Below are 24,350 nucleotides of genomic sequence, written 5' to 3' on the forward strand. Positions count from 1 at the left end.
GGCTCGCACTCCTCCCAAACCCCGGCTGACCAGCAGAGAAGCCCTGTCAGCACGAGCAGAAGAACCCCCGGAGCAGTGGAACCCCGCGATCACGCGGTACGACAGCCGGGCGATCAGCCTGCCCCAACACCAAAGCCGACCCGAAAAGCAAGAAGTCCTCGCCAGCACGGGCTCACGAGGACTCTCACGCAAGATCGAGGCTTAAACAGGGCGATTGATCACCATGTTCTTGACCTTCTGTGAGGCCTCCGCGATGCCGTCGGGGTTGTTGGCGGACTTCTCCATTCGGCCGGGCATGGGACGCCAGATGAGGTCACCGAGCGTCATCTCGTTCATGCGCTCGACCATGTCTTCGAGGCTCAGAATCCCTTCAATACCGTTGGGGGTTGTGGCAATGCTTCCGGACCGGCGGCCAGCTTCGAGAAGTCCCGCCAGCTTGAGGAGTTCCTCTGGGGACAGGATGTCGGACAGGTTTCGTCCAAGCATGTCTGGGCTGCGGAGGGCCTTGTCGTCGAGGCGGCCGCCCGTCGCTTCGGACACTGCCTTGTTGATGGCGGACTGGTCGTTGACCGAGAAGGTGTGCTCGCCGTCTTCTCCGATGTTCACCATTTCGTGCACCTTCCTTGGGTGAGCCCGGCCGCGGGGGGCGGCTCTCGGGCGTTTGCGGTTCTTGTGCGGCGGGGCACCGCTCCTGAGCTTCGCTCAGGTGGCGGGATGGGGGCCGTTTGCGGGGTTGCAGGACGAGCGCAGCGTGTGGTCGACACACGTCAGGGACTTGAGTCTTGTTGAGGTCCTCGGTCTTCGCTCCTCTCGCGCCCCTCCGGGCCCTGCTGTCGAGAGTTCCCGCCCACCCACCTCCGATGTCGTGATGTGTCAGGTTTCGCTCTTACAGGTGAAGGGGGGTGGTGTACAGCCCGCGTGATCACACTGAGGGGGTAAGCCGGGTTGGCTGTTGTGGGTCCTTCGTCCAACGAGACAGCGGTCATGGTGCCGGCACCAGCGGGATCCGGCAGGGCGCGGGGACTGCAGGTCGACCTCGACCCGCACTGCCCTTCACCACGGTCATCTGGCCGACCGCGTCCACGAGGCCGACGAGCCGCCGTTCCAGCGGCGGTAGGCCGAACCGCTGCCCGAGCGTCGTCGTCGGTTCCGCGTCCAGCCGCTCCTTCTCCACGGTCAGCAGGTCGACGAGCAGCCTGCCCAGCCTCGCCCGCCGCACCACTTCCGCGGCTGCCCGGGTGCGCGGGCTGCGCCGCGAACCGCCGCGCCCGTGCGCGAACACCACCACGCACGGCGCCCCGTCCGGCACCGCCCCGCCCACCGGAAACCTCAGGCTTCCGACCCCCACCCGCGACCACCTCCCGTCACGGACACCCACCGCAGTACCCCCGACCGCGCAGCCGAACGAAACCGCCGACCCGTCAGGGCCACGGGATCGGCCTCACCGCTCCTGTGCGCGGCCCCCCGCCGCGGCTCCCGGTGCCGTGGCCACGAGCCCGTCGGCGAGTTCGCGCAGCTGACGCATCAGGCGCCGGGCCTCCGCCCGGTCACGCCCGACGCACACCGCACCGAATTTCCCGTACGTGAGGACGGCGCTCATCATGTGCAGCACGACCCCGGTCCGGCGGGCGGCGTCGTAGCGCAGGGGGGAGTCGGCGACCGCTGCGATCAGCTGAGTGGGCCGCAGCCCCCGGTAGCGGGGGTCCACGATGCTGTCCGAGGCCTCGTAGACCCGCTCCTCGCCCTCGGTGAACAGCCGCCCGTCCTCCGTCGGCCAGGTGCCGAGCAGCCCGGTGACCATGGCGAAGGCGTGTTTGGTCGCGGTGGCGCGGAGGTTCAGCTCGCAGCCGAGGACCTGCCATCCGGCCGCAGTGCGCCGGACGAGGAAGTCCACCCCGTAGTCGCCGCCGTGCGCCCCGCGCTGCGCCAGGACCCGCCCGACGTGGACCCCGTGCTCCAGGATCGTCCGGCGGTAGGCGTCGTCGGCCGGGAACGAGCACCCGGTGTAGGTCTGGGCGGCTTCGCTGAGCACCTGGTCGTGGGTCGACGCCACCTCCACCGCGCCCTCGCCGGTGATTCTCCCCTGGAAACTCGGGCTGCGGACCTCGTCGCCCTCGACCAGCTCCTCCGCGACGGCGCCGGACCGCGCGACCGCCTCGGCGTACTCCGGCCAGGAGAGCTTGGCGTCCACCAGGGCGGCGTGCGGCAGCCGCGCGAGCACACGCTCCGTCAGCGCGTCGACGCCGTCCGGCCCCCTGGAGGGGTCCAGGTCGCCGAGGTCGAGCAGCGCGTTGCCCAGCCCGCCCCCGTAGGCGGTGCTGTTCAGCTTGAGGACGAACCTCCGGTACCCGCCGCGCACCAGCCGGGCCGTCTCCCGCGCCAGGTCGGCGGTGCTGTGGCACAGCGGGCTGCCCGCGGGAACGGCGACCCCGGCCGCGAGGAGGAGGCGGCGTCCGGCGTCCTTGGTGCCCAGGGGGATGTACGAGGAGTGGATCTGGTCGCCGGGCACCCCCAGCTCCTGGGCCAGGTGCTCCAGCGGCTCCGAGGGTTCGAAGTAGTTCAGGGACACCTCGGCGCCCTCGTCCGCCTCCCGTTGGGCGAACGATCGGAGCGCGGCCCGCACCTCGGCCGCCTTCGGGCTGTCCGGGTCGAGGAGCTTCTCGCTGAGCCAGCGCGGGGAGGAGTCGTCGAGGCTCACGACGCGAACCCGGGCACGGTCCGTGCCCCGCCCGGGGCCCGTGCCCGCCGTGAGGAGGCCGAGGTAGTAGTCGACCTGCTGGTCGGCCTCGATCATGGCAGGTGATGTCACGTACAGCAGCCGCCCGCCCGACCGCTGGACCGTGTTGACGATGGCAGCCCCCACCGGCCGTTCGGGGAAGAGCGTGGCGCCGGTCAGCCGTTCCAGCAGTTGCGGGGAGCACTCCCGGCTCTGGACACAGATCCGGGCCGGACGCCGGTGCGTCCCCGCCCGTCCCGCCCCGGGGCTTTGGCGGTCATCGGGACCGTGGGGTGCGCAGTGTGAACACATGCGTACCAGCTTCGCGGTCCGAGGGGCCCAGTGTCGCGTGCACGCGCGTGTGGTCGAGGATCTCGAGCCCCTCGTCCTCTGCCAGGGCCATGAAGTTCTCCGGGTAGGTCTTCCGTTCGACGTCGTAGTCGAGCCCGGCCACCAGCGCCTCGAGCTCCAGAACGGTGAAGCGCACCCGCTGCCAGGGGCTGTCGTCATCGTGGTGGCAGTGCCGTTCGCGGCGCACCTGTTCCAGGAGCCGGTGCAGCGCCCCCGGTGTGCGCCGGTCCACCCCGCGGAGGGCCTCCAGCCTCCGCTGCTCCTCCGGCGGCAGCTCCGCCGCCCGGACATGCGCGAGGGCCTCCTCGATGTAGGCCAGGTGGTGGTCGGCGATGATGCGGGACCGCTGCTCCTCGGAGCTGAACGGCGAGATCATCTCGTCGGCGACCACGATGAGTCCACCGGGGGCGGTGTGCCGCTTCATGCCTTTGAGGAACACCCTGGTGTCCAGGTGGTGCGAGGCGCCGACGGACACGGTGAGGGGGTGGTCGGTGGGGCCGGCGTACTCGCAGATTCCGGTGTGGTGTGCGGTGATGCGGTGCCGGGCGGTGTTGCGCACCAGGTGCGGGAAGGCCGCCGCGCTGGGCTCCACCGCCTCGATGCGCGCGTCCGGGAACATTTCGGCCAGCATGACCGTCGGCAGGCCGGGCCCGCTCCCGACGTCCAGAATCGTCTCCGGAACGGCGGGCGCGTGGGCCCGCACGGTACGGCCCAGTTCCACCATCTGCACCGCGTAGGCGGGGTGGGTGGCCTCGTACAGGGCGTACTCGTCGACGCTGATCCGGGACTCCCAGCTCTCGGTGAACCGGCCGTCTGCGGGGCGGGCTCCGCCAAAGTCCGCGACGATCTGCGGATCGTGGTCACGCACGAAGTGCGGGACGGTCGCCGTGCCCAGGCGGTTGAGCAGGTCGGACGCCAAGGTGGCGACCAGCCAGCTGTCGTGCTTCAGGAGCCCTTCGAGCTCGGCGGGCGCCATCACCGGCCGCTCCCCGCCGAGCATGTCCATGAGGGTGTCGGCCTGCCGCCAGACCTCGTCGGCCCGGGGCGGGCGCGGCAGCAGCCCGGTGCCGTCAGGCGCGCCTGAGGAGTCCGTCCGGTGGCCGCAGACCAGGACCGATCCGGCCAGCAGCTCCACCGTGACGGCGGCCCGCGGCACCCGCAGGTCGACCCCGGTGTCCCGGCGGGCCCACGCCCCGTCGATGTACCGTGCGTAGTGGGCCAGTCGGTCGGTCAGCGCCTCCCACGGCACTGCGGTACTCAGGTGCAGAACACGGCTCGGAAGTCCGTTCTGGCATTCCTGGATCACCTTGGCGACGACGTCCTCGACACGTTCGCAGGAGTCGATCCCGGGGACGGGATGCAGTGCGTTCACAGGTACCCTTTCTGCTGCTGTGGAGCGGATCGAGTCGGACGTCTCGTGCACCACGTGCCGACAGCTGCGGACCGGCGAGAGCGGTGCACGTCCACATCGCCGACCGTGCCTTCCCTCCCACCCTCGGTGCCCCCCTCCTCGCCCGCCACATCACTCCCCCGAACGGGGGGCCTGGCAACCGCGTGCGCTCAGCGGGACGAGGAGGCCGAAGAGGAAGAGGTGGCAGCGACGGCATCGGCTGAGATACCGCAAGGGTGCCGACCTGCCCTCGGCAACGCACAGCAGACCTTCACGATCCTGTCGCAGGAGGTCCGGTTGGCATCGGAACCTGCGGCTGTGCTGTCCCGATTACTGAGGTTGCACTCGTGTGCCGCCTGGGGTCAGGGGTTGATTGCCAGGCCGGTCTCGGCGAGGCAGCCGTCGATGAGCCGGGGCGGTACTGGATGTGGCGTAGGCTGCGGCGGATGCGCTGGATGAGGTGCTCTGGCGTGCTGAAGGCGACGTTGGAGAGCCAGCCACTCGCAGGGACCAGATGCCTTCGACCGGGTTGAGGTCGGGGGCGTAGGGCGGCAGGTAGTAGATGGTCAGCCAGTCCCGCGACGTGGCGAACTCCCGTAGACCGGAAGCTTTGTGGACGGTGAAGTCGATCCGGAGCGCGGTTCCGGTCTTGTCGACCGGTCCGATTCCCCGGACCGCTTCCCGCACCCGGCGTGCCCGTTTCCGAGCACCGTTGCCTCTCGAGGGTGAGGACGGCTTTGGCGATTGACGTCATGCGGTGCGGGCTGCACCGCGATCTTCGGAGGATTCGCCAGGACTTGAGTCGTGCTATACCGCGTTCGACAGGAGCTCGGGACGTGGCCAGTGCCCGGTTGACCGTCCGTTCTGTCGGGGTCAGCTGGCCGTTGGGTGGGCGTCTGCGTCCGGTGGTGACCCAGGGGCCGGCGCTCGTGTAGGCGCGGTCGGCCAAATGGGGACGCCCTGGCGCTCGCAGATCCGGATGATCCGGTGGGTGCGGGCCGCGGTCAGGTCGTGACGTCTGCCGGGCAGGGCCGGGGAGATCCACAGAATCTGGCCGGTCGAGTCGGCCACGACCTGCACGTTCACGCCGTGGCGGCGGTGCTTGTGCGAGTAGTCGGCCGTCGCCCACGCGGTCGCACTCGGCGAGCGTCCCGTCGAGCAGTACGTACTCCGGGTCGGTCTCACGCAGGATCTTCAATAGGCCCGGTGACCGGTCGGCCAGGAGATCGATGACCTGGGCGGTGTAGGCGTGGGCGGTGCCGACCGATATGCCGAAGGCCGCAGCGATCTGACCAGGGTGTCGTGCTTGCGCAGGTACACCAGAGCGACGAGCGCGCGTTGGTGCGGCGGGAGCTTGCAGCGGCGTTCACCCTCGCGGGTGACGATGAGCATGGTGACCCACTCGACCAGCGCATGAGGCAGGTCGAGTGCGGCAGGATAGGGAGCCAACGAGGCACCTGCGCTGATGAGTTGAGACTTCGAATATCTCCCTCAACGGCGCGGGTGCCTCGTGCGTTGCGGCCTCGCCGCCGTCACCCCATCGGTGGCCGCTCTGAAAGCGCTCACTGGAACGGGCAGCCCGGGTTCGGGGCATCCTCGGAGAGCGGGGAGCCGTGCGGCAGCACGTACAGCACCTCCAGGACCACCGGGGTGTCGCCCAGATTGCGGCCGATGTGGACGTAGCCGGGGCCGACCGCTTCCCGGAACGTCCCGCCGGGGCCGTACACGCCGTCCGACCGGCACGTGGCATCGAAGTGGCTGAGGGTGCCCTGCCGCACCACGCCGTGCACCGGGCCGTCGTGGTAGTGCCAGCCGGTGGCCTGACCGGGCGGGATCGTGGCCTCCCGCAGGATGTAATCGGTGCCGTCGATGGTGGTCTGGGCGAGAAGCCGGGACGTGATGCCGGGCCCCGGCGGGGTGGCCCCGGCGGAGCCGCAGGTCAGGAGGGCGGCGACAGTGACGACACCGGCCACGGCAGTACGGTATGCGGTGCGCATGCGAGCCTCCGGGGCGTGGGCGGATACCGCCGCAAACATACCGGTAACCGGCCCCTGGGGGCGGAATCTTCGCATCCGGATGTCGCCGGGGTCCCTGCTGCGATCTGCCGGCTTGGTGTCGGCTCGCGGACAATGACGGGTAGTCAGGCCGGAGTGTTTTCGCTGGTCGGGCGTTGAGGAAGGGAGTGGTCACTATTGTGGGGCGGCTTCTGTAGCGGGTGTGGCTGTCTTGGGGCGGTACACCTCGCTCCGCTCCACTGTCTTGGGACCGGCACTTCTCACATCGCACCCGCGTGCTCGATCACGCCCATTGCACGCCCAGTTCTCGGAGTGCGGCCAGCTGGCCTGGGGTGAGTTTGTCGCGTCACGCGCGGGTGTTGGAGACCCATACGCTCAGTTTCACGACCACAGAATCCGTCTCGTCGTCGACGGCGATCTCTTCCCTGTGGCCGCGCGGTACAGGCCGATGGCCTTCCCGTTCGATCAACTGGGTGAGGGCTGCCAGACCGCGCTGGAACGCCTGCTGAGCGGTCTGCTAGCCACCCCGCCGCCCTGCAGCCCTTCCGGCAGTGGCCCGCGCCCGGACTCGCCGTGGTGCGGGTCGGCCCGGGGCCGCCTCGCGGTCGTCAGTCTGGTGGCCGGTGCTGCGAACCCTGCAACTCGTCGATATCGCACCGTCATCGGCTGTCACGACACCCTCCGCCGGGCCCTCGGCGGATGACGGCTCCGCCGCCCGTGGACGATCGCTCGCCGCGGGTCGGACCGTGCGCTCACGCATGGCTTGCCCCGCGGCACGCCTTCACCCCTCACGGCGCCGAGTGGGTTCGAACGGTCGCGGAAGTTCGCGGTGTGGCAGGCTGACCGGGGCCCGGTTGCAGGGCCTTGGCCAGCCAGTCGGGGCGGACGAACCACGACGGAAAAGGAAAGCCCGGCCGTCGAGCCCGTCGAGGACGCACGGGGGACGACGTCGTTCAGCGGCTGATGACCGCGCCGAGGCCTCCGGTGCCGCCCTCTCGGCGAGCAGGCTCAACCCATTTGAAGCCCCGTGGACTTGTTCAAGGTTCCTGACACGTCCACGGAGTCTTGACCGAGGGGCGGACCGGATCATGTCGTGTGCAGTGTGGCCAGCTCCGACTGCAGTTTCTTGATCCCTTCCTCGGCGACCTCGTAGGCGCTCGGCACGTCCCGCACCGGCTCGTCCTCACCGGGGATCCAGAACTTCCGCCTTGTCAGCCGCAACGAATTCAGGAATGCCGGGATGGCGTTGAAGACTTCGATGAGCAGCGGTCCGTCGTACACGGGGAGGATGGGCTCGAGGAACGTGCGCCAGGGGATCCAGCTGTCCGCGACCTCGCCGCGGTCCGGCGGGGACACCTGCACGTAGTGCAGGCGGTGCTGGGCGTCGGCGTCCGTGATGTCGCGGCGGTACGCCTCCGGGCCGCTGCTGCCGAGGACGACGTGGGAGCTGTCCACGGCCACGCCGATATGCGGAGTGCGCACGCCGACGAGGAAGTCGAGCACGTCGCGCACCATGTTCGGGGCTGGTGTCTCCCAGTGGTCGACGGGTTCGATGGCGACCTGGACGCCCTTGTCCGCCGCGTACTCGCCGAGCTGTTCGAAGAGCGGCTGCGCGAGCTCGTACCGGGGCTGCAGCCAGTCCTGCAGCGCGTCACTCCACAGGGGTTCGCCGTTGTGGGTGGGAAACAGGTTGTACGGGAACAGGACGGGGCCCGCCATGATGGTGCCGCGCAGGGCCGCTGTGATGTCCACCCGGGACTTGAGGTAGGCCAGGGCCGCCTCGCGTTCCTCGGATTTCAGCGATGTGGGATTGTAGGCCGGGGTCGTGGCCACGTTGGTGGTCAGACCTACCTTCTCCAGACCGGCTGCGTCGAGAGCCTTCCTGAGCTTTTCGTAGCGGGGTACGTCCGCTTGGGGGTCGCCCCCGCTGTTCGGGAAGACGGGCATGTCGAAGCCCGCGTACCCGATTTCCTGCAGTTCCTTCATGTGCCTGACGATGACCTCGGTGTACTGGGGATCATCCGGGTGCAGGTCGACGGTGAACATGAAGAAGCTGAGGTAGATGTCGCGTGCCCTCATCGTTACCACCCCAGGACTTTGGTGAGGTAACCACGGGCCATCTTGGCGTACGTCAGCGGGTGTGCCGTCGCCGGGTTCTGTTCGGCTTCGACGACCAGCCATCCCTCGTAGCCGGCTTCCCCCAGCGTCGCGAGGATGGACTGGAAGTCGACCGCGCCTTCCGGGTCTCCGGGAACGGTGAAGACGCCTTCCAGGATTCCCTCCTGGAAGGACAGACGGTTGCTCTGCACCTTTTCAACTACGGACTGGCGTACGTTCTTGAGGTGAACGTGCTTGATCCGTTGCTTGTGCCTTTCGACGGTCGGGAGCGGGTCGTCGCCCGCGAACTGGAGGTGCCCGCTGTCGAACAGCAGATGCACGTGGTCCGGGTCGGTGTCCGTCAGCAACCTGTCGATGTCGTCGGCCGTCTGCACGCCAGTGCCCATGTGATGGTGGTAGCAGAGCCGCATTTCCTTGTCCGCGGCCAGCTTACCGATTTCGTTGAGCCCGCTGGTGAGGAGGTACCATTCTTCGTCGGTGAACTCGGGGCGGTGGCCGAAGACCGGGATGGGCTGCAGGTGCGACGACAGCCCGAATTCCGCGACCACGATGTCCCTGCCGCCCACCTTCTCGAGGAACTCCAGTTGCCTCTTGAAGTTCTCAACGGTCCGTTCTTCTTCGCCGATGGTGAAGTAGGTGCTCACCCAGGGCTCGGACACCTTCAGGCCGCGCAGGTCGAGTGCCTTCTTCAGTGCGGCGGGGTCGTTCGGGTACTTGTGACCGATGCTGCAGCCCTGGAATCCCGCGAGCGCCATCTCGCTCACGCATTGCTCGAACGGGATCCCGATGTCGATCAGCGGAAAGTCGTCGTTCCACCACAGGGTCGGCGTCACGCCGAATGACACCTTGTCGGGACCCAGGTTCGGGACCGTGCTGGTCATGGCACTTTCTCCTCTTGTCAGATCTCGAATACGGGCGGATTGACCCACGATCCGTAGCCCGGCGCCTTCGCGCCGGACGGGTGGGCGCCGATGGCCCGCCACAACAGGCCCTCGGTGTACGCGTCGGGGGAGACGACGAACAGGGGCTTGCGCTCCGGTCCGCCGTGCGCGGGATCCTCCCCGGCCTGGTGCTGTCCGGACACGGCCGAAGAGCGAGTTCCCTCGGGCCGGCTGCCATCCGGGACGGCGGGCTTCCCTCCGCTCCGCCCGGGCGCCGTCCAGGCCGCGACGTCCATGCGTCCCACCAGTTCCGGGCCGTACCAGACGCCGACGTACCAGAGCTTGATGACGCTGTTCACCACTGGATCGGCGGGGACAGCGTGGGGATCGGAATCCATCACCTTCCGGAGCGCGTCCGGTCCTTCTTGATTCAGGACCGCCTCGTAGTAGGCCTCCGCCTGACCGGTTCCCCACAGGTCGAACTCGCTGAACCCGGTCACAGCGGAAGAGAATTTCACGAATTCGTGCAGCTGATTCACTGCGTCCGTGCTTTTCGTCATGATCCCGCCTCCGTCGACGGTCTTAGATCTCGAATGTCGGGCCGGCGTTCTTCCCTGCATGCCCTGTGAGCGGGTTACGGACGAGTCGGTTCATGCTGTCGCGCATGCGGAACATCTCCCAGACCGCCTTGAGCAGAAGGTCGGGCTGACCGTTGTAGGCCAGATTGATGTTGGTCAGGAAGGTGGCGTAGAACTGGTTGAATTCCGCGGCCGCCGCCAGAATTTCTGGGTCTCTCGCGAGGTCCGCCAGCTTGATGTCCGGCTTCACCGGGTAGACGGCATCCCAGTCGACGTGCAGATCCGGGCCGGAAGGAGCGCCCGGATCGTCGTCCTTCTGGTAGTACTTCAGCTTTTCCAGCTGCTGGAACCTGTAGTAGTGGGCGAGCTCGCCCTGGCTGTCGTAGATGCCGCCGTACAGCCCTTCGCCCTGCTCCGCGACGAGGGTGAGCGCCGCGACCGCGGTGTCGCGGCTGGTCACCTTGATCACATCGCCGCCACCGGAGTAGAAGTACTCGGGAGTCACCTGGCGGGCGGGATCACCGGTGAAAATCGTCTTCCCCGCCTTGCGGGCCTGGTCCTCCAGGTGGTTGATGCCCCGGATGATCTCCTCGTAGAACTCGCCGATGCTCGAGAAACGCTTGGTGGGGTCTCCGGGGACGAGGCCCAAGATCGACCCGGACTCCGCGAGTTCCGCCAGTTTCTCCGGTGGCGGCGGCGCGCCGTCGGACGTCAGTTCAAGGGCCGCCCAGTCCATCGGTACGATCCTGTCTTCCTCGCTGACTGCCTCTGGGGGCTTCTCGATCTTCAGGAACGTGTCGAGAGCCTCGCGCGAGAACGGCCGGAGATGGACATCGAAGTAAGTGGGACCACACGGCAGACGCGTCGGGTAATCCGGTACGAATCCCGGCTTGGTGAGGTCCGGCGTCCCGCCCACGGCGTTCAGGACGTTCGCGACCAGGGTGAGGTGCAGCATCTCCTCGACGGCCACGACCCTGATGACGTGCCGGGCATCCGAGTTTGTCCCCGGACGGAGCGAGTAGAGCGCGGTCAGGTAGGGCGGGAGCGTCGCATGCTCCAGCTGGAGTCCCGCGTAGAGGTAGTCGTACAGCTCCTCGATGGTCTTGATCTCCGGGTCCGGAGCGGGCTGCGATTCTGGAACGGACATGTTCCCCCAATCCTGGGCGGTGGACGGTCGGCGGCGTCGCGTTCGACCCGCCTGCCTGAAAGCCGTCTAGCTGCGGACGGTGAGCGGCGCCTTCGCGGCACGCAGATGCCTGACGATGTGGGTCGCACTGCGGAAGGCGAGCGCCGCCATGGTCAGGCTGATGTTGGACGTCCCGATCGAGGGCAGGCTGCCGGGCCCGACAAGGTAGAGGTTGTCGTGGTCCCACGAGTGCTGGGTGTGGTCGACCACGGAGGTCTCCGGGTCGGTTCCCATGATGTGAGTGCCCGCCAGGTGGTTGCCGCCCACGATGTTGTACCACTGGCCCTCGTGCTCGACGGCGCTGTGACTGTCCTTGTCGTACGTGGTCCTGTCCTCGGCACCGAGCTTCTCGAAGATGTCGGTCGCGAGCTTGCGGGCGAACGCGGCGCCCCGCATCGTGTAGGGCGGAATCTTGAGCGACACGACCGGCTTCAAGTTGCCGAGGGCGTCCTTGTATCGCTCGTCCACGGTGACCGTGTTATTCCTGTCGGGCAGCAGATCGATCATGAAGGCCAGCAGAAGCTGCCGGGAGATCTGGTTCCCGAGTGTCCTGCGCAGCTCCCGTCCGCGCAGGCCCCGCTTGTCCACGAGTTCGACCAGGTCCGTGTAGGGCGAGCCGGTCGCCCACCCCCAGCCGTCGTTGTGGATGTCCACACCGAATCCCGCCTGGGTTTGGCGGAATCGCCCGCCGCGCAGGTCGGTGATCCCGCCAGTGCAGGTTGTGCCTCGCATCGTGCCGGCGGGCTTGGGCAGCAGGCCCCAGGTCAGCAGGTACGCGTGGTCCATCAGGTTGCGGCCGATCAGCTTGCTGCGGCTCATGTCCTGCATGCCGGAGGCCAGCATGAGCCGGGCGTTCTCGATGGCGTGCGCGCAGAGGATGTACACGGTGCCCTTCACCGTGTACTCCTCGTACTTCCCGGAGTGGAGCGACTCGTAGTTCTTGACGGTGATCCCGGTAACCCTCTGGGTGTACTCGTCGATCTCGACCTTGGACGCGACGGCTTGCGTCACGATCTCGACGTTGCCCCTGCCGAGCGCCTTGGCCAGCGTCTTTCCCGCGTGGTATTTCGCCTGCACTGGACAGAGCGGCACGCAGTTGGTGTTGCCCTGACAGCGCTCGCCCTCTTCCACCTGGGTCGTGCTGACCGCGCCGACCGGGACGAAGCCCTTGCCGCCGTCGTACGCGGCGTTCGGCACGCCGTTACGGGCCTGCGGAAAGCTCCGCACCCGGAGTGTGTATTCGTCGTCGGCCAGGGTGACCTGCATGCCGTCCACGCCCCGGGCGACCGTCTGGTCGAGGTAGGACGGCGGCATGCGGTGCATCGGGAACACGTATCCCTTCGGGAAATGCATTCCCAGGTACGCCTGGTCCTCGACTTCGGCGGCTACGCCCAGTTCGGCCTCGGCCTTCCGGTAGTAGGGCTCCAAGTCGTCGTAGCTGAGCGGCCAGTTCAGGCCCTGGCCGTACCTGGTCCGCAGGTCGAAGTCCTCGGGAAGCATGCGCAGCGCTTTTCCCTCCCAATGCATGGAGGTGCCGCCGAGGACCCGGGTGAAGGTGGTGTCCGTGCAGTACTTGTCCTCTTGCACGAGGTAAAAGTTATCCCGGGGCGTTTCCGGATTCACCGGCATGGTGTCGGTGCTCCTGGGCATCCGGGCATTGGGGTTGAACGGGTACGGAGACTGGTTGTCCTTGACGACCGCGCCGTAGAACCGCGACAGGTACGACTCGTACTCCGCGGTGTCCATGTCCTTACCCGGGCCGGCTTCGAGGATCAGCACCTTGTAGCCTGCCTGGCCCAACTGCTCGGCGACGATGGAACCTGCCATGCCGCCGCCGACGACAACGGCGTCCCACTCGTCTTGCGCGGCCTCTGCGGCACTGGTCTGCGTCGCGGCCCCAGCCGGGAAGATCACCGGGTCTGTATCGTCGTTAGACATCACTGATGCCCCTTGTCGCGTCTGGGGGTGACCTCACCCCGGTTATGGGCAGTACAGCCCGATGACAGATCCCGCCAGCCGTCAGAACGGATGGTGATCGACTAACTGCGAAGGCCACCCCTGTCACTGGCAAAGAGAACCAGCTCGGACTTTGAGTTCAAGCTGGAGAACTAAGGCAAGCAAGCATCGCGGTGCCCACCGATGAACCGCTAAGGGCTTCCCGTAATCCCAGCGGGTGTCAGCGCCAACTCCGGGCGCTCGCCGCGTTGTCGGATCGTCCGCGTACGTTGCATACGAGGATCACCCTCCGTTTTGGGATGGACACATCTGGCGCCGCTCGCTGATCCACTGTGGATCGCGGGAAGGGCCTCAGCACGAGGCTCGCATATGACGCTGTCATTTCTCTCTATCGCAGCGGGATCTTGTCGGTGAATCCACCGTTCGGGCGTAATCAGTGCGCCCTTTCCGCGTCACCTCTCCAGGGTGAGGGCGGCCATGGCGTTGACGGTCCTGCGATCGGGGCTGATGCGTGACCTGCGGAGGATGCGCCAGGGCTTCAGCCGTGCCGTACCGCGTCCGACGGGAATCCGGGCCTGGGCAGGCGTAGTAGGCGCTCAGCGCCGCGTTTGCGGTGCCGCCGTCGGTCTGTAGCACTTGAGATCGGCCGGTGAAGTAGTCGGGGACGGCGAGCGCGGCCGCCGCTCCTTCACCCGCGGCCATCGCGATACGGCGCACGCCGCGGTACCGCACGTCTCCGGTGGCAAAGACTCCCGGCACGCTGGTGGCGTACGCGGGCACGGCCGTGCCGGAGATATTGGTGCCTGTGACCACGTACTTCCCCCGGACGGCCCCCAGGAACGCGTCGGCGGAATCCCAGTAACGCCCCAGTGATTCCTTCACTGATTTCGGCCAGTTCGGCATCCGCGCATCGGTCGGCCGGGGAATCCAGGTGCTCCAGAATTGCGCACGGCCGCCGAGATAGGGGATCTGCGGCGCGAGATCGAAGGTCGGGCCGATCGAGCGGCGCCAGGACCGGGCGACGGCGTCCTTTATCAGCCGCTGATATCGGGGACGAAGGTTCTGCACGTGTTCCGGAAGCAGGAAGCTCCCCTGTTCGAACACGAGCACCCGCGGGGCCGCACTCTTGTCGTCCCGCTTCATCAGCCGGTCGAGGACGGCCGCGCCGGCCGCGCCGCCCCGGACGATCACGATGTCGTACGCGACATCGTGGACCTGCTTCAGCGTCTTGCAGTAGTACGTGGCGACCGGGTCTCTGTCGGCCGGCACGGGCGGGGCCACGGCGCGCGGTGCGTCAACGACGTCGAGCAGGGTCGTCCCGTCCGCGTTCAAGAGCGGCGGATCGGAATCCGAATCTGACATGGGCGTACCTTCCCATCAGCGAAGCCGCAGTTGCTTGCGGAAGGATTCTGCGCGCCCGGCAATCGCCCCGGCAACGCCCGTGAATGACCGGTGATCAATCGGCCAAAACGTCTCTGCATGGTCCGCGCCCTGAAGGGAAACGTTTTTCCTTGCTCACTTGCGGACACCCATCCTCCTGAAATATTCACCAATGTGGGTTAAGCCCGGACCGCGCGCATCCGCTTTCATCCGAACGTGACGAGCGCGCCCCGCATGACCGGACCGGAAAGGGAGCAATCTCTCAGTGGCAGTACGCCACCGATTCCCCTCCGATCGCCCAGGAAAGGGTGCTCATGCGACTGCGCACGCTTGCCGCCACCGCCCTCACCGCCCCCCTCGTGGCCCTCGCCGCACTCTCCCCGGCCGCGGCCACGGCCACGGCCGCACCGGCCCCCCACTCCTCGCCAGCCGCGACATCCGTCCCCGGGGAGGACTGGAGCTACAAGTGCGACGGGTCGGTCCCGCTCACCGAGGTGTACCTGTGCGGTAACGAACACCTCGGCCCGCGCTACCGACCCGTCGACGAACCGGTCGCCACGCTGGTGAAGGAGTACACGCCGTTCGGTAAAGAACTCCACAGCACGGAGTTCCTGCGCAGGCACTCGTTCATCAACCAGCAGGGCAAGTTCCGCTGGAATTACCCCGACTACGACGGTTTCCTCACCGTGACGCACAACGGCAAGAAGTATCCGCTGCGTGCTCCACAGACCCTCACCGTCGGCACGTACGTGGACCGCTTCGGAGGCCCCAGCGGGCGCTTCATCAGCCCCGCCGGCACCTCCTTCGCGTCACGCTCACTGCCCCCGGACGCGCTCAACGGCCGCCTGAATAACTACCACTGCTACCAGGTCACCACGGCATTCAAGGTGGACGCCGGCCCCACGGCACCCGCCTTCGAGCAGCCTGGCGACTCGATCCAGTACCACCTGACGTACAGCCCCACCGACCCTGACAAGCTGGCCAAGACGACGGTCGAGGACCTGACCACCGACGATCAGTACCTCGCCGAGAAGTCCGCCAGCGAGTGCGCGCCGGGGTAACACGTCACGCAGAGGCTCGGCTCCCGGTAACCGGGAGCCGAGCCTCTGTGGTGGATAGGAGGGCGATGAGGGCATTGAGCCTTTGCCAACCTGGGCTTTGAGCTGTCCGGTTGGCTCGACACATGGGTGAAGCCCCTGGTAGACGGGTTCACGACCAAGATCGCCCGATACCCACCAGAGGCTTCACGTGCTTGTCTACCCGTGCGGGCTGGACGTGTCCAGTCGGTCCCTGACCTTCCTCGCCGCTCGTCCGCGCGAGCACCGTCGTCGGATCGGAAGCCGCTGGCGCCGGCTCCCCGTCGGCCGTCAGGCCCTGCTGGTGCTGGCGCATCTACGCAACGGAACCACCTACGCCCAGCTCGCGGCGGGTTTCGAGATCGGCACGAGCACGGTCTACCGGTACATCAACGAGGCCGTCGAACTGCTGGCCGCACTCGCACCGACCCTCGCCGAGGCACTTCGGACCGCTTCGGGGAAGGCCTACGTCCTGCTCGACGGGACGCTCCTGCCGATCGACCGGATCGCAGCCGACCGGCCCTTCTTCTCCGGCAAGCACAAGAAACACGGGATGAATGTGCAGGTCCTCGCCGACCCCTTCGGCCGATTGCTATGGGTCTCACCGGCCCTGCCCGGCGCTGTGCACGACATCCGCGCGGCCCGCGCACACGGCATCGTCGAAGCTCTCACGGAGGTCGGCGTCACGTGCTGGGCGGATAAGGGCTACCGGGGCGCCGGCGGCACAGTCCGCACCCCGTGCTGGGGACGGTGGGAGACACTCTCCGCAGGTCAGAAGGCCGTGAACCGGTCCCAAGCGAAGATCCGCGCCCTCGTCGAGCAGGCCGTCGCCACGCTCACGTCCTGGCGGCTCCTCCGCAGGCTCCGCTGCTCGACCATCCGCACCACCGGCCTCGTCCAGGCCTCGCCGTACATCTCGCCAGCTCAACGTGAGGTCGGCAAACGCTCACTGAGCCGTTCTCAACCTGCCTGTAGAGGACGGTGCTTGAGGGCCGGGGGCGGTGTCCGAACGTAGAGAAGCTCCTGGTAGACGGGTTGTCGACCAAGACCACCTGTCCGCCCAGGAGCTTCCGCGTGCTTGTCTACCCATCCGGGCTCGATCTGTCCAGCTCCACCCTGCGCTTCCTCGCCGACCAGTTGGCCGCTCGGCGGCGCGAGCAGGGCACCCGCTGGCGCCGGCTCCCGGCTGGACGGCAGGCCCTCCTCGTCCTGGCCCATCCGCGCCGCGGAGACACCTACGCCCAGCTCGCCGACGGATTCGGTGTCGGGACCGCCACGGTCTACCGCTACATCAACGAGGCCGTACAGGTCCTGGCCGCCCTCGCGCCCACCCTGGAGCAGGTGATGCGGGCGGTCCGAGCGAAGGCGTACGTGATCCTCGACGGGACGCTGCTGCCGATCGACCGGATCGCCGCCGACCGGCCCTTCTACAGCGGCAAGCACAAGAAGCACGGGATGAACATCCAGGTCCTCACCGACCCCTTCGGCCGCCTGCTGTGGGCCTCGCCCGCGCTGCCCGGGGCGGTGCACGACATCCGCGCAGCCCGCACTCACGGCCTCCTCGCCGCCCTGACCGAGGCGGACGTGACGTGCTTCGCGGACAAGGGCTATCAGGGTGCCGGCCCTGTGGTTCGTGTGCCCTTCCGCGGCCGGTGGGAGCTCCTCTCGGCCGGCCAGCGGGCGGTGAACGTCGCCCCCGCCCGGACTCGCGCCGTCGGCGAGCAGGCCATGGCCACCCTCAAGAACTGGCGGCTGCCGCGGAAACTGCGGTGCTCGACCACCCGCATCACCCCCCTCGTGCAGGCCATCCTGACCCTGCATCAGGCCAGCTCAGAACGAGGATGAAAAACGCTCCGTCTCCAGGTGTCCACGATCAAGGGGAAGCTTCAGATCCTGGCAGTCCCCACAGGGTGGACAACGCGCTGATGATGGAATTCTGTTCGTCCTCGCTGTAGGGACTGTCCTTGCTCTGGACGTAGTTAATCAGCTCCGAGGGATCGGCCTCCTTCCAGCCGTCAGGGAGAACGGCGTCCAGGAGCTCCAAGGCGATGGACTCATCCGGGGTCAGCTGCGGGACACTGGATGCGCGGGAGTCCTCCTCGTTGTAGGCGTCCATGAGCCTTTGCCAACCTGGGCTTTGAGCTGTCCAGTTGGCTCGACACAGGGGTGAAGCCCCTGGTAGACGGGTTCACGACCAAGATCGCCCGATACCCACCAGAGGCTTCACGTGCTTGTCTACCCGTGCGGGCTGGACGTGTCCAGTCGGTCCCTGACCTTCCTCGCCGCTCGTCTGCGCGAGCACCGTCGTCGGATCGGAAGCCGCTGGCGTCGGCTCACCGTCGGCCGTCAGGCCCTGCTGGTGCTGGCGCATCTACGCAACGGGACCACATATGCCCAGCTCGCGGCGGGTTTCGAGATCGGCACGAGTACGGTCTACCGGTACATCAACGAGGCCGTCGAGCTGCTGGCCGCACTCGCACCGACCCTCGCCGAGGCGGTTCGGACCGCTTCGGGGAAGGCCTACGTCCTGCTCGACGGGACGCTCCTGCCGATCGACCGGATCGCAGCCGACCGGCCCTTCTTCTCCGGCAAGCACAGGAAACACGGGATGAATGTGCAGGTCCTCGCCGACCCCTTCGGCCGTCTGCTGTGGGCCTCACCGGCCCTGCCCGGCGCGGTCCACGACGTCCGCGCGGCCCGCGAACACGGCATCGTCGAAGCCCTCACCGAGGTCGGCGTCACGTGCTGGGCGGATAAGGGCTACCGGGGCGCCGGCGGCACAGTCCGCACCCCGTGCTGGGGACGGTGGGAGACCCTCTCCGCAGGTCAGAAAGCCGTGAACCGGTCCCAAGCGAAGATCCGGGCCCTCGTCGAGCAGGCCGTCGCCACTCTCAAGGCCTGGCGGCTCCTCCGCAGGCTCCGCTGCTCGACCATCCGCACCACCGGCCTCGTGCAGGCCGTCCTCGCCCTACATCTGGCCAGCTCAAAGTGAGGTTGGCAAAGGCTCACTGCAGGAAGCAGCCGACCAGCGGCCTCTGCACGTGCAGGTGTCGCCGGTACACCGCGGCTACAACCATGGCAAGTACCGTCGGCTCTTTCACGCTCGCGGTGTTACGCCGAGGATCACGGGCAAGGGCACCGCCCACGGCCGCGGTCCGGGCAGGACAAAGTGGATCACAGAACCTCACTTCGCCTGGCTCCACCAGTCCCAGCGCCTACGTTCTGGCTACGGACACGCGGCGACCTCCACTGCGGAGTCCCCCCATTCGTAGGCAGCGTCAACTGATTGTGAAGCCCGCGAACCTCAGTCCGAAGTCAGGTCCAGGCGCCCCCTTCCGGTCCGGCCCGTCCCACGTGGGACCGTGACCCCCGCTTCAACCCTCGACCGTCGTTCGGCGACGCGGGTCCCCTCGCGGCGGACGGTTCGCTGACGTCGTTTCGGAGTGGCCGGGCTCGGCCCGGGGCACCAGGGGGTCGGCCGAAGCGGGGCCGGTGGGGTTGCTGCGAACTGGCGGGACGCCGAGCATGCCCGGTTCCGGTGTCCTCCCCCCGCACTCCGCGACCCCGATACGCCGATGCAACCGGGCCAGCGGCCCCGGCGCCCACCAGTTGGCTCGGTCGGTAAGAGTGAGGCAGGCCGGCACCAGGACGCCGCGCACGAGCGTGGCATCGATCAGGACAGCGACCGCGAGCCCGGTGCCGAGCAGCTTGAGTACCGTCAAGCCGGACGTAGCCAGCACGCCAGTGACCACAGCGACGGTCAGCGCGGCGGTGGAGATCAACCGTCCGGTCCTGGCGACGCCCTCGACGACGGCGGCCCGGTTGCTGTAGCCACGGAGCCAGTGTTCACGTACCCGGGAGAGCAAGAAGATCTCGTAGTCGACGGCAAGCCCGAAGGCGATGGCCGCCATCAGAGGCGGCATCGTCAGGTCCAGCGTGCCGGTCACCGTGAAGCCACCCAGCGCGTCGCTCAGATGGCCGTCCTGGAACACGTACACCAGCACCCCGAAGCTCGCGGTGAGGCTGAGTGCGCCGACAAGCAGTGCCTTGACGGGCAGCAGAACGCTGCCGGTCAGCAGAAACAGCATCACCCAGGTGGTGACGACCGCGACGCCCACGGCCAGCGGCAGCCGGTCGGCGACCGCCTCCTTGGTGTCCGCCAATTGCGCGGCACGCCCGGTGACCAGCGCCCGGCCAGGGGCTTCCAACGACCGCAACTCCCCGACCAACCGCTGTGCCGCATCGGACTGCGGATCGGGAGGGCCGGTGACCGTCAGCAAAGTACCCCGTTCGGAAGCGTGCTGTCCTGGGACGGCGGTCGGAGTTCGGGTGACCCTACTGACCGACGGCAGTCCCCGAATCCTCCGTTCGTACCGGGCCAGAGACTCCCCGGTCACCGACGGAGGGACGATGACGGTGAGGTTGCGCTCGGCCGGGGCGGGGAAACGGTCCCGGATCTGCTGGGCGGTGGCGTGTGCCTGAGCGTCGGCGGGGAGGGTCCGCTCGTCGGTCAGGCCGAAGCGGGCATGCCCGAACGGCACCGCGAGCAGGACGAGCAGCATTGCGCATCCTGCTCCGAAGGCGGCCGGATGGCGGGTCACCGAGCGGGCCAGCGTCCGCCAGCGCGGGCTGTCAGCGCGCCCGTGGCGGCCGATGCGCTCACCCAGCAGGACCAGCAGCGGCGGTACGAGCGTGGTGGCGGCCCCGGCCGCGAGCAGCGCGACGGACACCCCGGCCCAGGCCATGGATCGCAGGAAGGGCAGCGGGAGCACCAGCAGCGCCGCCATGGACAGCGCGACGGTACACGCGGACACCACGACAGTCCGGCCCGCCGTGCGGCTCGTACGGGCAACCGCCTCCTGAACCCCGGCGCCGCCGCTCAGCTCTTCCCTGAAGCGGGTGACGAGGAACAGTCCGTAGTCCACGGCGAGCCCGAACCCCAGCGCGCTGGCGAGGTTCAGGGCGAAGACGGACACCGGCGTGGCGTAGGTGAGCAGCCGCAGCAGCGCGATGGTGCCGACCACCGCGACCAGCCCGATGACCACGGGGAGAAGCGCGGCCAGCCAGGACCGCAGGGCCACCACCAAGATCAGCAGAACGAGCGGCGCCGCGATCAGTTCGGCGGTCAGGAGGTCGCGGCGGCTGGTCTCGGCCGCCTCGACGGTGATCTGGGCGGGCCCGGTGGCCGAGACCGTCAGTGCCCCGTGCCGCCCGGTCACGGTCGGCACCAACTCCCGGGCGGTCGACGCGGCCTCCCGGTCGGCCCCCGCGAGGTCCACGGCGATCAGGGCCGCCGTGCCGTCCGCCGAGCGTAGGGCGCCACGCCCGGCCCCCCTCTCGGCGGTCCAGTACGCCCGTACGGAGGTGACTCCGTCCGCGCGGGCGATCCGATCGGCCAGGCGGATGCCCTCGTTACGGGCGACGGCGGAGTCGACGCCATGCCGGGCCGCCCGTACGAGCAGCACCAGGTCGGCCGTACCGGTACCGAAGCGGTCCGCCAGCAGGTCGGCCGCGTGAGCGGCTTCCGTGCCCCGTGCCGTGTAACCGCCGTTGGCCAACCGGTCCTGGGTGTCCGCACCGAACGCTGCCAGCAGGACGGTGAGTACGGCGGCGCACAGCAGGACCAGTCGGGGACGCGCGGTCACAGCGGCCGACTCACGGGCGGCTCGGGGCGGCCCCACACCGGCGGCTCATGCGGCACGGAAGAACAACACGGCGTTCTGGCCGCCGAAGCCGAAGGCGTTGCTGAGCGCGGCGGACATGCGCCGCCGGCGCGGCACCTTGGTGACCACGTCGATGTCACACCCCTCGTCAAGCCGGTCCAGGTTGGCGGTCGGCGGGATCAGCCCGCGCTGCAACGTCAGTACAGTGACGGCAGCCTCCACCGCCCCCGCGGCACCCAGCGTGTGGCCCAGCACGCCCTTGACCGAGGTCACCGGCGGCGGAGCCCCTCCGAACAGGTCGGCCAGCACAGCGGCCTCGATCCGGTCGCCCTGCGGGGTCGAAGTCCCGTGCGCGTTGACGTGGTCCACATCGGTCAGCTCGGCTCCGGCGTCCTGGAGAGCCGTGAGGATAGCGCGCCGGGCCCCGTCGCCGTCCGGGTCCGGTGTGGCGTAGTGGTGTCCGTCGCAGGTGGCGCCGTATCCGGACAGGTATCCGCGGATGCGGGCATTGCGGGCGCGGGCGTGGTCCTGCCGTTCCAGGATGAGAACCCCGGCGCCTTCGCCGAGCACGAAGCCGTCCCGCTCGGCGTCGAACGGGCGAGAGGCGCTCGCCGGATCGTGGCGACGGGTGGACAGTGCCCGCATGCGGTAGAACGCTGCGGATCCCATCGGTACCCGAGCGCACTCGGCGCCACCGGTGATAGCGATGTCGCAGGCCCCGGCACGCAGAAGATCACGGGCCACCCCGATCGCGGTGGCGCCGGACGCGCAGGCAGAGGAGGTGGTCAGACACGGGCCCTTGGAGCGCAGATCCATCGAGACCTCACCGGCGGCCATGTTGGGCAGCGACCGCGTGAGGGTGGTGGGGGAGATGGACTCGACCCGACCCTCGGCAAGGTTCCGGTACTCGGTCGGCCAGCGGTCGCAACCGTTGGACGCGACGCCGAGCACGGTGGCGACCCTCGGCCCGTCCCAGTCCGGAGCGGCCGCGTCGAAACCGGCGTCCGCGACGGCCTCCCGGGCGGCCACCAGCGCCAGCTGGATGAACCGGTCGATACGCCACGTCAGCCGCCGCCCCAACAGCCCTACCCCGTCGAACCCGGGCACGCGGCAGGCGAAGTCCACCGGCAGTCCGTCAAGTTCCGGGTCCTTGGCAGCCAACCCCACACCGGCGCACAAACCGTCCCAGGACGCCTCAAGGCCGATTCCCGCAGGCGTGACCAGGCCGAGCCCAGTGACCGCGATGTCCTGCCTGTCACCACCGTTTCGGCTGCTTCGGCCGGTCACGCGCTGGCCTCCGCCCCGGTTGCCGCAGCAGCGGCCCTCGCCTCGGTCAGATATGCCGCCACCTCGCCGAGAGTGCTGCCGATGTGTTCCTCCGGCAGACTCACCCCGAGGGTGTCCTCCATGAGCGTGGCGAACTCCACCAGGGCCAGGGAGTCCAATTCCATGTCCTTGAAAGTCGCGTCGGGGCGGATCAGGTCATGCGGAACGCCGAAGTGGTCGGTGAGGTGCAGGGTCATCACGTCGTAGACGGGGTCCATCGATCTCCTTTGCCCGGATCAGGAGACACCCATCCTCTCAACCGGCGACGGCTGCTCCGGGAAAGCCTCACCCCTGACACGCTCAGTACCGTGCGCGTCAACCCATTTGGACTCATTTCGTCGATAAGCGGTCACGCGAGCGTCGGTTTACGAGGTACGGCGAAGAAGTTTGACGGCGGAACTCCGAAGTGCCGACACCCCCTGCAGCGCCTCGGCCGAAGCTGTGCGAGGCGCCCGCAGTGAAAAAATGGAAAATCGGTCCACCCTTCGTCGATACGACGTTGTGGCCGCCGCCGTGCACTAGCATCCTGAGTCGGTAGTTCATTGGCGGTTGTAGAGTTGGGGGATGCCGGGGTCGAAGCCGTTGTCATTGGAGTTGTCGGAGCGCGAACGCCGCGTATTGCGAGGCTGGTTGCGTAAGCGGACCGCGGGGCAGGCTCTGGTACTGCGCGCGAGGATCGTGCTGGCGTGCGCCGAGGGCCACCCGAACGCGCAGGTCGCATAGGAGCTCGGCGTCTCGCGGGAGACGGTGCGCAAGTGGCGGTCCTGGTTCGTGGCCGACCGTCTTGAGGGGCTGGTCGATGCTCCGCGTTCCTGTGCCCCGCGCAGGATCACGGACGAGCAGGTCGAGTCCCTGGTTGCCCGGACCCTGGGCCAGGCGCCCCCTTCGGGGGATTCGCACTGGTCGACGCGGTCGATGGCCCAGGCTGCGGGTATGTCGCAGTCGACTGTCTCCCGGATCTGGCGGGCGTTCGGTCTCAAGCCACACGTCGTGCAGACGTGGAAGCTGTCCACCGACCCGCAGTTCGTGACCAAGGTCCGTGACATGGTCGGCATCTACCTGTCCCCGCCGGAGAACGCCCTGGTCCTGGCGGTGGACGAGAAGTCGCAGATCCGGGCCCTGGACCGCACCCAGCCGGTCCTGCCGCTGGCGCCGACGACGCCGGCGCGGATGACGCACGACTACGTCCGGCACGGCACCACCAGCCTGTTCGCCGCCCTGGACATCGCCTCCGGCTCGGTCATAGCCCAGCACTACCGACGCCACCGCCACCAGGAGTTCCTCCGTTTCCTGAAGACCATCGACGCCGCTGTACGCAAGAACCTGGACCTGCACCTGGTCCTGGACAACTACACCACCCACAAGACCGAAGCGGTCAAGAAGTGGCTGCTGCGGCACCTCCGCTTCCACTTGCACTTCACCCCCACCTTCGCCTCCTGGCTCAACCTCGTCGAGCGCTGGTTCGCCGAGCTGACCTGCCGCAAAATCCGCCACTCGGCCCACCGCAGCGTCGTCGAACTGGAACGCGACATCCGCGGCTGGATCAACGAGTGGAACAAGAACCCCAAGCCGTTCCTGTGGACCAAGACCGCCGACGAAATCCTCGAAACCCTCGCCGCATACTGCACACGAACTAACGACTCAGGACACTAGCCTCGATCTTGCATGAGGGTCCGCCGACGGAGTCGGTGGACCCTTTCGCTTTCCGGAGCTG

18 protein-coding genes and 5 pseudogenes are annotated in these 24,350 nt (G+C 68.1%); 5 read left to right on the forward strand and 18 right to left on the reverse strand.

Annotated elements, in window-relative coordinates:
- Positions 1-201 precede the first annotated feature (201 nt).
- The 14 genes and pseudogenes from O7609_RS17080 to O7609_RS24765 form a co-directional block, all read right to left on the reverse strand.
- Positions 202-609, reverse strand: a complete 408-nt coding sequence (locus tag O7609_RS17080) for a hypothetical protein (RefSeq protein WP_269743839.1) — start codon at positions 607-609, stop codon at positions 202-204.
- 373 nt (positions 610-982) lie between these two features.
- Positions 983-1,288, reverse strand: a complete 306-nt coding sequence (locus tag O7609_RS17085; protein ID WP_269743840.1) for a hypothetical protein — start codon at positions 1,286-1,288, stop codon at positions 983-985.
- Between the two features lie 153 nt (positions 1,289-1,441).
- Positions 1,442-2,794 carry a peptide ligase PGM1-related protein gene (locus O7609_RS17090; protein WP_269736106.1) on the reverse strand — a complete coding sequence of 451 codons (1,353 nt, stop codon included), beginning with the start codon at positions 2,792-2,794 and terminating at the stop codon, positions 1,442-1,444.
- A 199-nt stretch (positions 2,795-2,993) separates the two neighbouring features.
- Positions 2,994-4,439, reverse strand: a complete 1,446-nt coding sequence (locus tag O7609_RS17095) for a class I SAM-dependent methyltransferase (RefSeq protein ID WP_269736107.1) — start codon at positions 4,437-4,439, stop codon at positions 2,994-2,996.
- A gap of 380 nt (positions 4,440-4,819) precedes the next feature.
- Positions 4,820-5,084 (reverse strand): annotated as a pseudogene (locus O7609_RS17100) (transposase); the annotation flags it as partial.
- An 82-nt stretch (positions 5,085-5,166) separates the two neighbouring features.
- A pseudogene (locus O7609_RS17105) lies at positions 5,167-5,906 on the reverse strand (transposase family protein); the annotation flags it as partial.
- Between the two features lie 113 nt (positions 5,907-6,019).
- Positions 6,020-6,454 carry a cupin domain-containing protein gene (locus O7609_RS17110; protein WP_269736108.1) on the reverse strand — a complete coding sequence of 145 codons (435 nt, stop codon included), beginning with the start codon at positions 6,452-6,454 and terminating at the stop codon, positions 6,020-6,022.
- A gap of 301 nt (positions 6,455-6,755) precedes the next feature.
- A pseudogene (locus O7609_RS17115) lies at positions 6,756-6,983 on the reverse strand (helicase associated domain-containing protein); the annotation flags it as partial.
- 575 nt (positions 6,984-7,558) lie between these two features.
- The gene (locus O7609_RS17120; RefSeq protein WP_269736109.1) at positions 7,559-8,551 is read right to left on the reverse strand and encodes a sugar phosphate isomerase/epimerase family protein; all 993 of its coding nucleotides are present in this window, start codon (positions 8,549-8,551) and stop codon (positions 7,559-7,561) included.
- Positions 8,552-8,553: 2 nt separating this feature from the next.
- Positions 8,554-9,471: a myo-inosose-2 dehydratase gene (gene iolE, locus O7609_RS17125; RefSeq protein ID WP_269736110.1), complete on the reverse strand. Its 918-nt coding sequence runs from the start codon at positions 9,469-9,471 to the stop codon at positions 8,554-8,556.
- Positions 9,472-9,488: 17 nt separating this feature from the next.
- Positions 9,489-10,031: a hypothetical protein gene (locus O7609_RS17130; protein WP_269736111.1), complete on the reverse strand. Its 543-nt coding sequence runs from the start codon at positions 10,029-10,031 to the stop codon at positions 9,489-9,491.
- Positions 10,032-10,053: 22 nt separating this feature from the next.
- Positions 10,054-11,196: a ferritin-like domain-containing protein gene (locus O7609_RS17135; RefSeq protein ID WP_269736112.1), complete on the reverse strand. Its 1,143-nt coding sequence runs from the start codon at positions 11,194-11,196 to the stop codon at positions 10,054-10,056.
- 66 nt (positions 11,197-11,262) lie between these two features.
- Entirely contained in the window at positions 11,263-13,173 is a 1,911-nt protein-coding gene (locus tag O7609_RS17140; protein ID WP_269736113.1) for a GMC family oxidoreductase, read from the reverse strand.
- Between the two features lie 396 nt (positions 13,174-13,569).
- Complete coding sequence (locus O7609_RS24765) at positions 13,570-14,553, reverse strand: hypothetical protein (protein WP_443072148.1); 984 nt, start codon at positions 14,551-14,553, stop codon at positions 13,570-13,572.
- Positions 14,554-14,885: 332 nt separating this feature from the next.
- Between O7609_RS24765 and O7609_RS17150 the strand changes: the two genes are divergently transcribed.
- The 3 genes and pseudogenes from O7609_RS17150 (at position 14,886) to O7609_RS17160 (ending at position 17,492) form a co-directional block, all read left to right on the forward strand.
- The gene (locus O7609_RS17150; RefSeq protein ID WP_269743841.1) at positions 14,886-15,632 is read left to right on the forward strand and encodes a TNT domain-containing protein; all 747 of its coding nucleotides are present in this window, start codon (positions 14,886-14,888) and stop codon (positions 15,630-15,632) included.
- A 187-nt stretch (positions 15,633-15,819) separates the two neighbouring features.
- Positions 15,820-16,551, forward strand: a pseudogene (locus tag O7609_RS17155) (transposase family protein); the annotation flags it as partial.
- 170 nt (positions 16,552-16,721) lie between these two features.
- Positions 16,722-17,492: a transposase family protein gene (locus O7609_RS17160; RefSeq protein WP_269743842.1), complete on the forward strand. Its 771-nt coding sequence runs from the start codon at positions 16,722-16,724 to the stop codon at positions 17,490-17,492.
- A gap of 28 nt (positions 17,493-17,520) precedes the next feature.
- Here the strand turns inward: O7609_RS17160 and O7609_RS17165 are convergent, their stop codons facing one another.
- Positions 17,521-17,763 (reverse strand): hypothetical protein, encoded by a 243-nt coding sequence (locus O7609_RS17165; protein ID WP_269743843.1) that lies wholly within the window; start codon positions 17,761-17,763, stop codon positions 17,521-17,523.
- Between the two features lie 111 nt (positions 17,764-17,874).
- On the opposite strand from O7609_RS17165, the gene O7609_RS17170 reads away from it, so the two are divergent.
- Positions 17,875-18,639 carry an IS5 family transposase gene (locus O7609_RS17170; protein ID WP_269743844.1) on the forward strand — a complete coding sequence of 255 codons (765 nt, stop codon included), beginning with the start codon at positions 17,875-17,877 and terminating at the stop codon, positions 18,637-18,639.
- Positions 18,640-19,021: 382 nt separating this feature from the next.
- On the opposite strand, the gene O7609_RS17175 is transcribed toward O7609_RS17170, so the two are convergent.
- From O7609_RS17175 to O7609_RS17185, 3 genes are read right to left on the reverse strand one after another with little or no spacing between them, the layout of a single operon-like run.
- Entirely contained in the window at positions 19,022-21,292 is a 2,271-nt protein-coding gene (locus O7609_RS17175) for an MMPL family transporter (RefSeq protein ID WP_269743845.1), read from the reverse strand.
- 45 nt (positions 21,293-21,337) lie between these two features.
- Complete coding sequence (locus O7609_RS17180) at positions 21,338-22,597, reverse strand: beta-ketoacyl-[acyl-carrier-protein] synthase family protein (RefSeq protein WP_269736100.1); 1,260 nt, start codon at positions 22,595-22,597, stop codon at positions 21,338-21,340.
- A complete protein-coding gene (locus O7609_RS17185) occupies positions 22,594-22,854 on the reverse strand; it encodes an acyl carrier protein (protein ID WP_269736099.1) in 261 nt (86 codons plus the stop codon). Before O7609_RS17185 ends, O7609_RS17180 begins: the two co-directional genes overlap by 4 nt.
- A 346-nt stretch (positions 22,855-23,200) precedes the next feature.
- On the opposite strand from O7609_RS17185, the pseudogene O7609_RS17190 reads away from it, so the two are divergent.
- Positions 23,201-24,289: pseudogene (locus O7609_RS17190) on the forward strand (IS630 family transposase).
- Positions 24,290-24,350 lie beyond the last annotated feature (61 nt).

The organism is Streptomyces sp. WMMC1477 (assembly GCF_027460245.1).
Lineage (GTDB): Bacteria > Actinomycetota > Actinomycetes > Streptomycetales > Streptomycetaceae > Streptomyces.

Bases quoted from the DNA above. Each gene is read 5' to 3' on its own strand.
- O7609_RS17080 (WP_269743839.1), bottom strand. From the start codon at position 609: ATGGTGAACATCGGAGAAGACGGCGAGCACACCTTCTCGGTCAACGAC.
- O7609_RS17090 (WP_269736106.1), bottom strand. From the start codon at position 2,794: ATGATCGAGGCCGACCAGCAGGTCGACTACTACCTCGGCCTCCTCACG.
- O7609_RS17110 (WP_269736108.1), bottom strand. From the start codon at position 6,454: ATGCGCACCGCATACCGTACTGCCGTGGCCGGTGTCGTCACTGTCGCC.
- O7609_RS17120 (WP_269736109.1), bottom strand. From the start codon at position 8,551: ATGAGGGCACGCGACATCTACCTCAGCTTCTTCATGTTCACCGTCGAC.
- iolE (WP_269736110.1), bottom strand. From the start codon at position 9,471: ATGACCAGCACGGTCCCGAACCTGGGTCCCGACAAGGTGTCATTCGGC.
- O7609_RS17130 (WP_269736111.1), bottom strand. From the start codon at position 10,031: ATGACGAAAAGCACGGACGCAGTGAATCAGCTGCACGAATTCGTGAAA.
- O7609_RS17135 (WP_269736112.1), bottom strand. From the start codon at position 11,196: ATGTCCGTTCCAGAATCGCAGCCCGCTCCGGACCCGGAGATCAAGACC.
- O7609_RS17140 (WP_269736113.1), bottom strand. From the start codon at position 13,173: ATGTCTAACGACGATACAGACCCGGTGATCTTCCCGGCTGGGGCCGCG.
- O7609_RS24765 (WP_443072148.1), bottom strand. From the start codon at position 14,553: ATGTCAGATTCGGATTCCGATCCGCCGCTCTTGAACGCGGACGGGACG.
- O7609_RS17150 (WP_269743841.1), top strand. From the start codon at position 14,886: ATGCGACTGCGCACGCTTGCCGCCACCGCCCTCACCGCCCCCCTCGTG.
- O7609_RS17165 (WP_269743843.1), bottom strand. From the start codon at position 17,763: ATGGACGCCTACAACGAGGAGGACTCCCGCGCATCCAGTGTCCCGCAG.
- O7609_RS17185 (WP_269736099.1), bottom strand. From the start codon at position 22,854: ATGGACCCCGTCTACGACGTGATGACCCTGCACCTCACCGACCACTTC.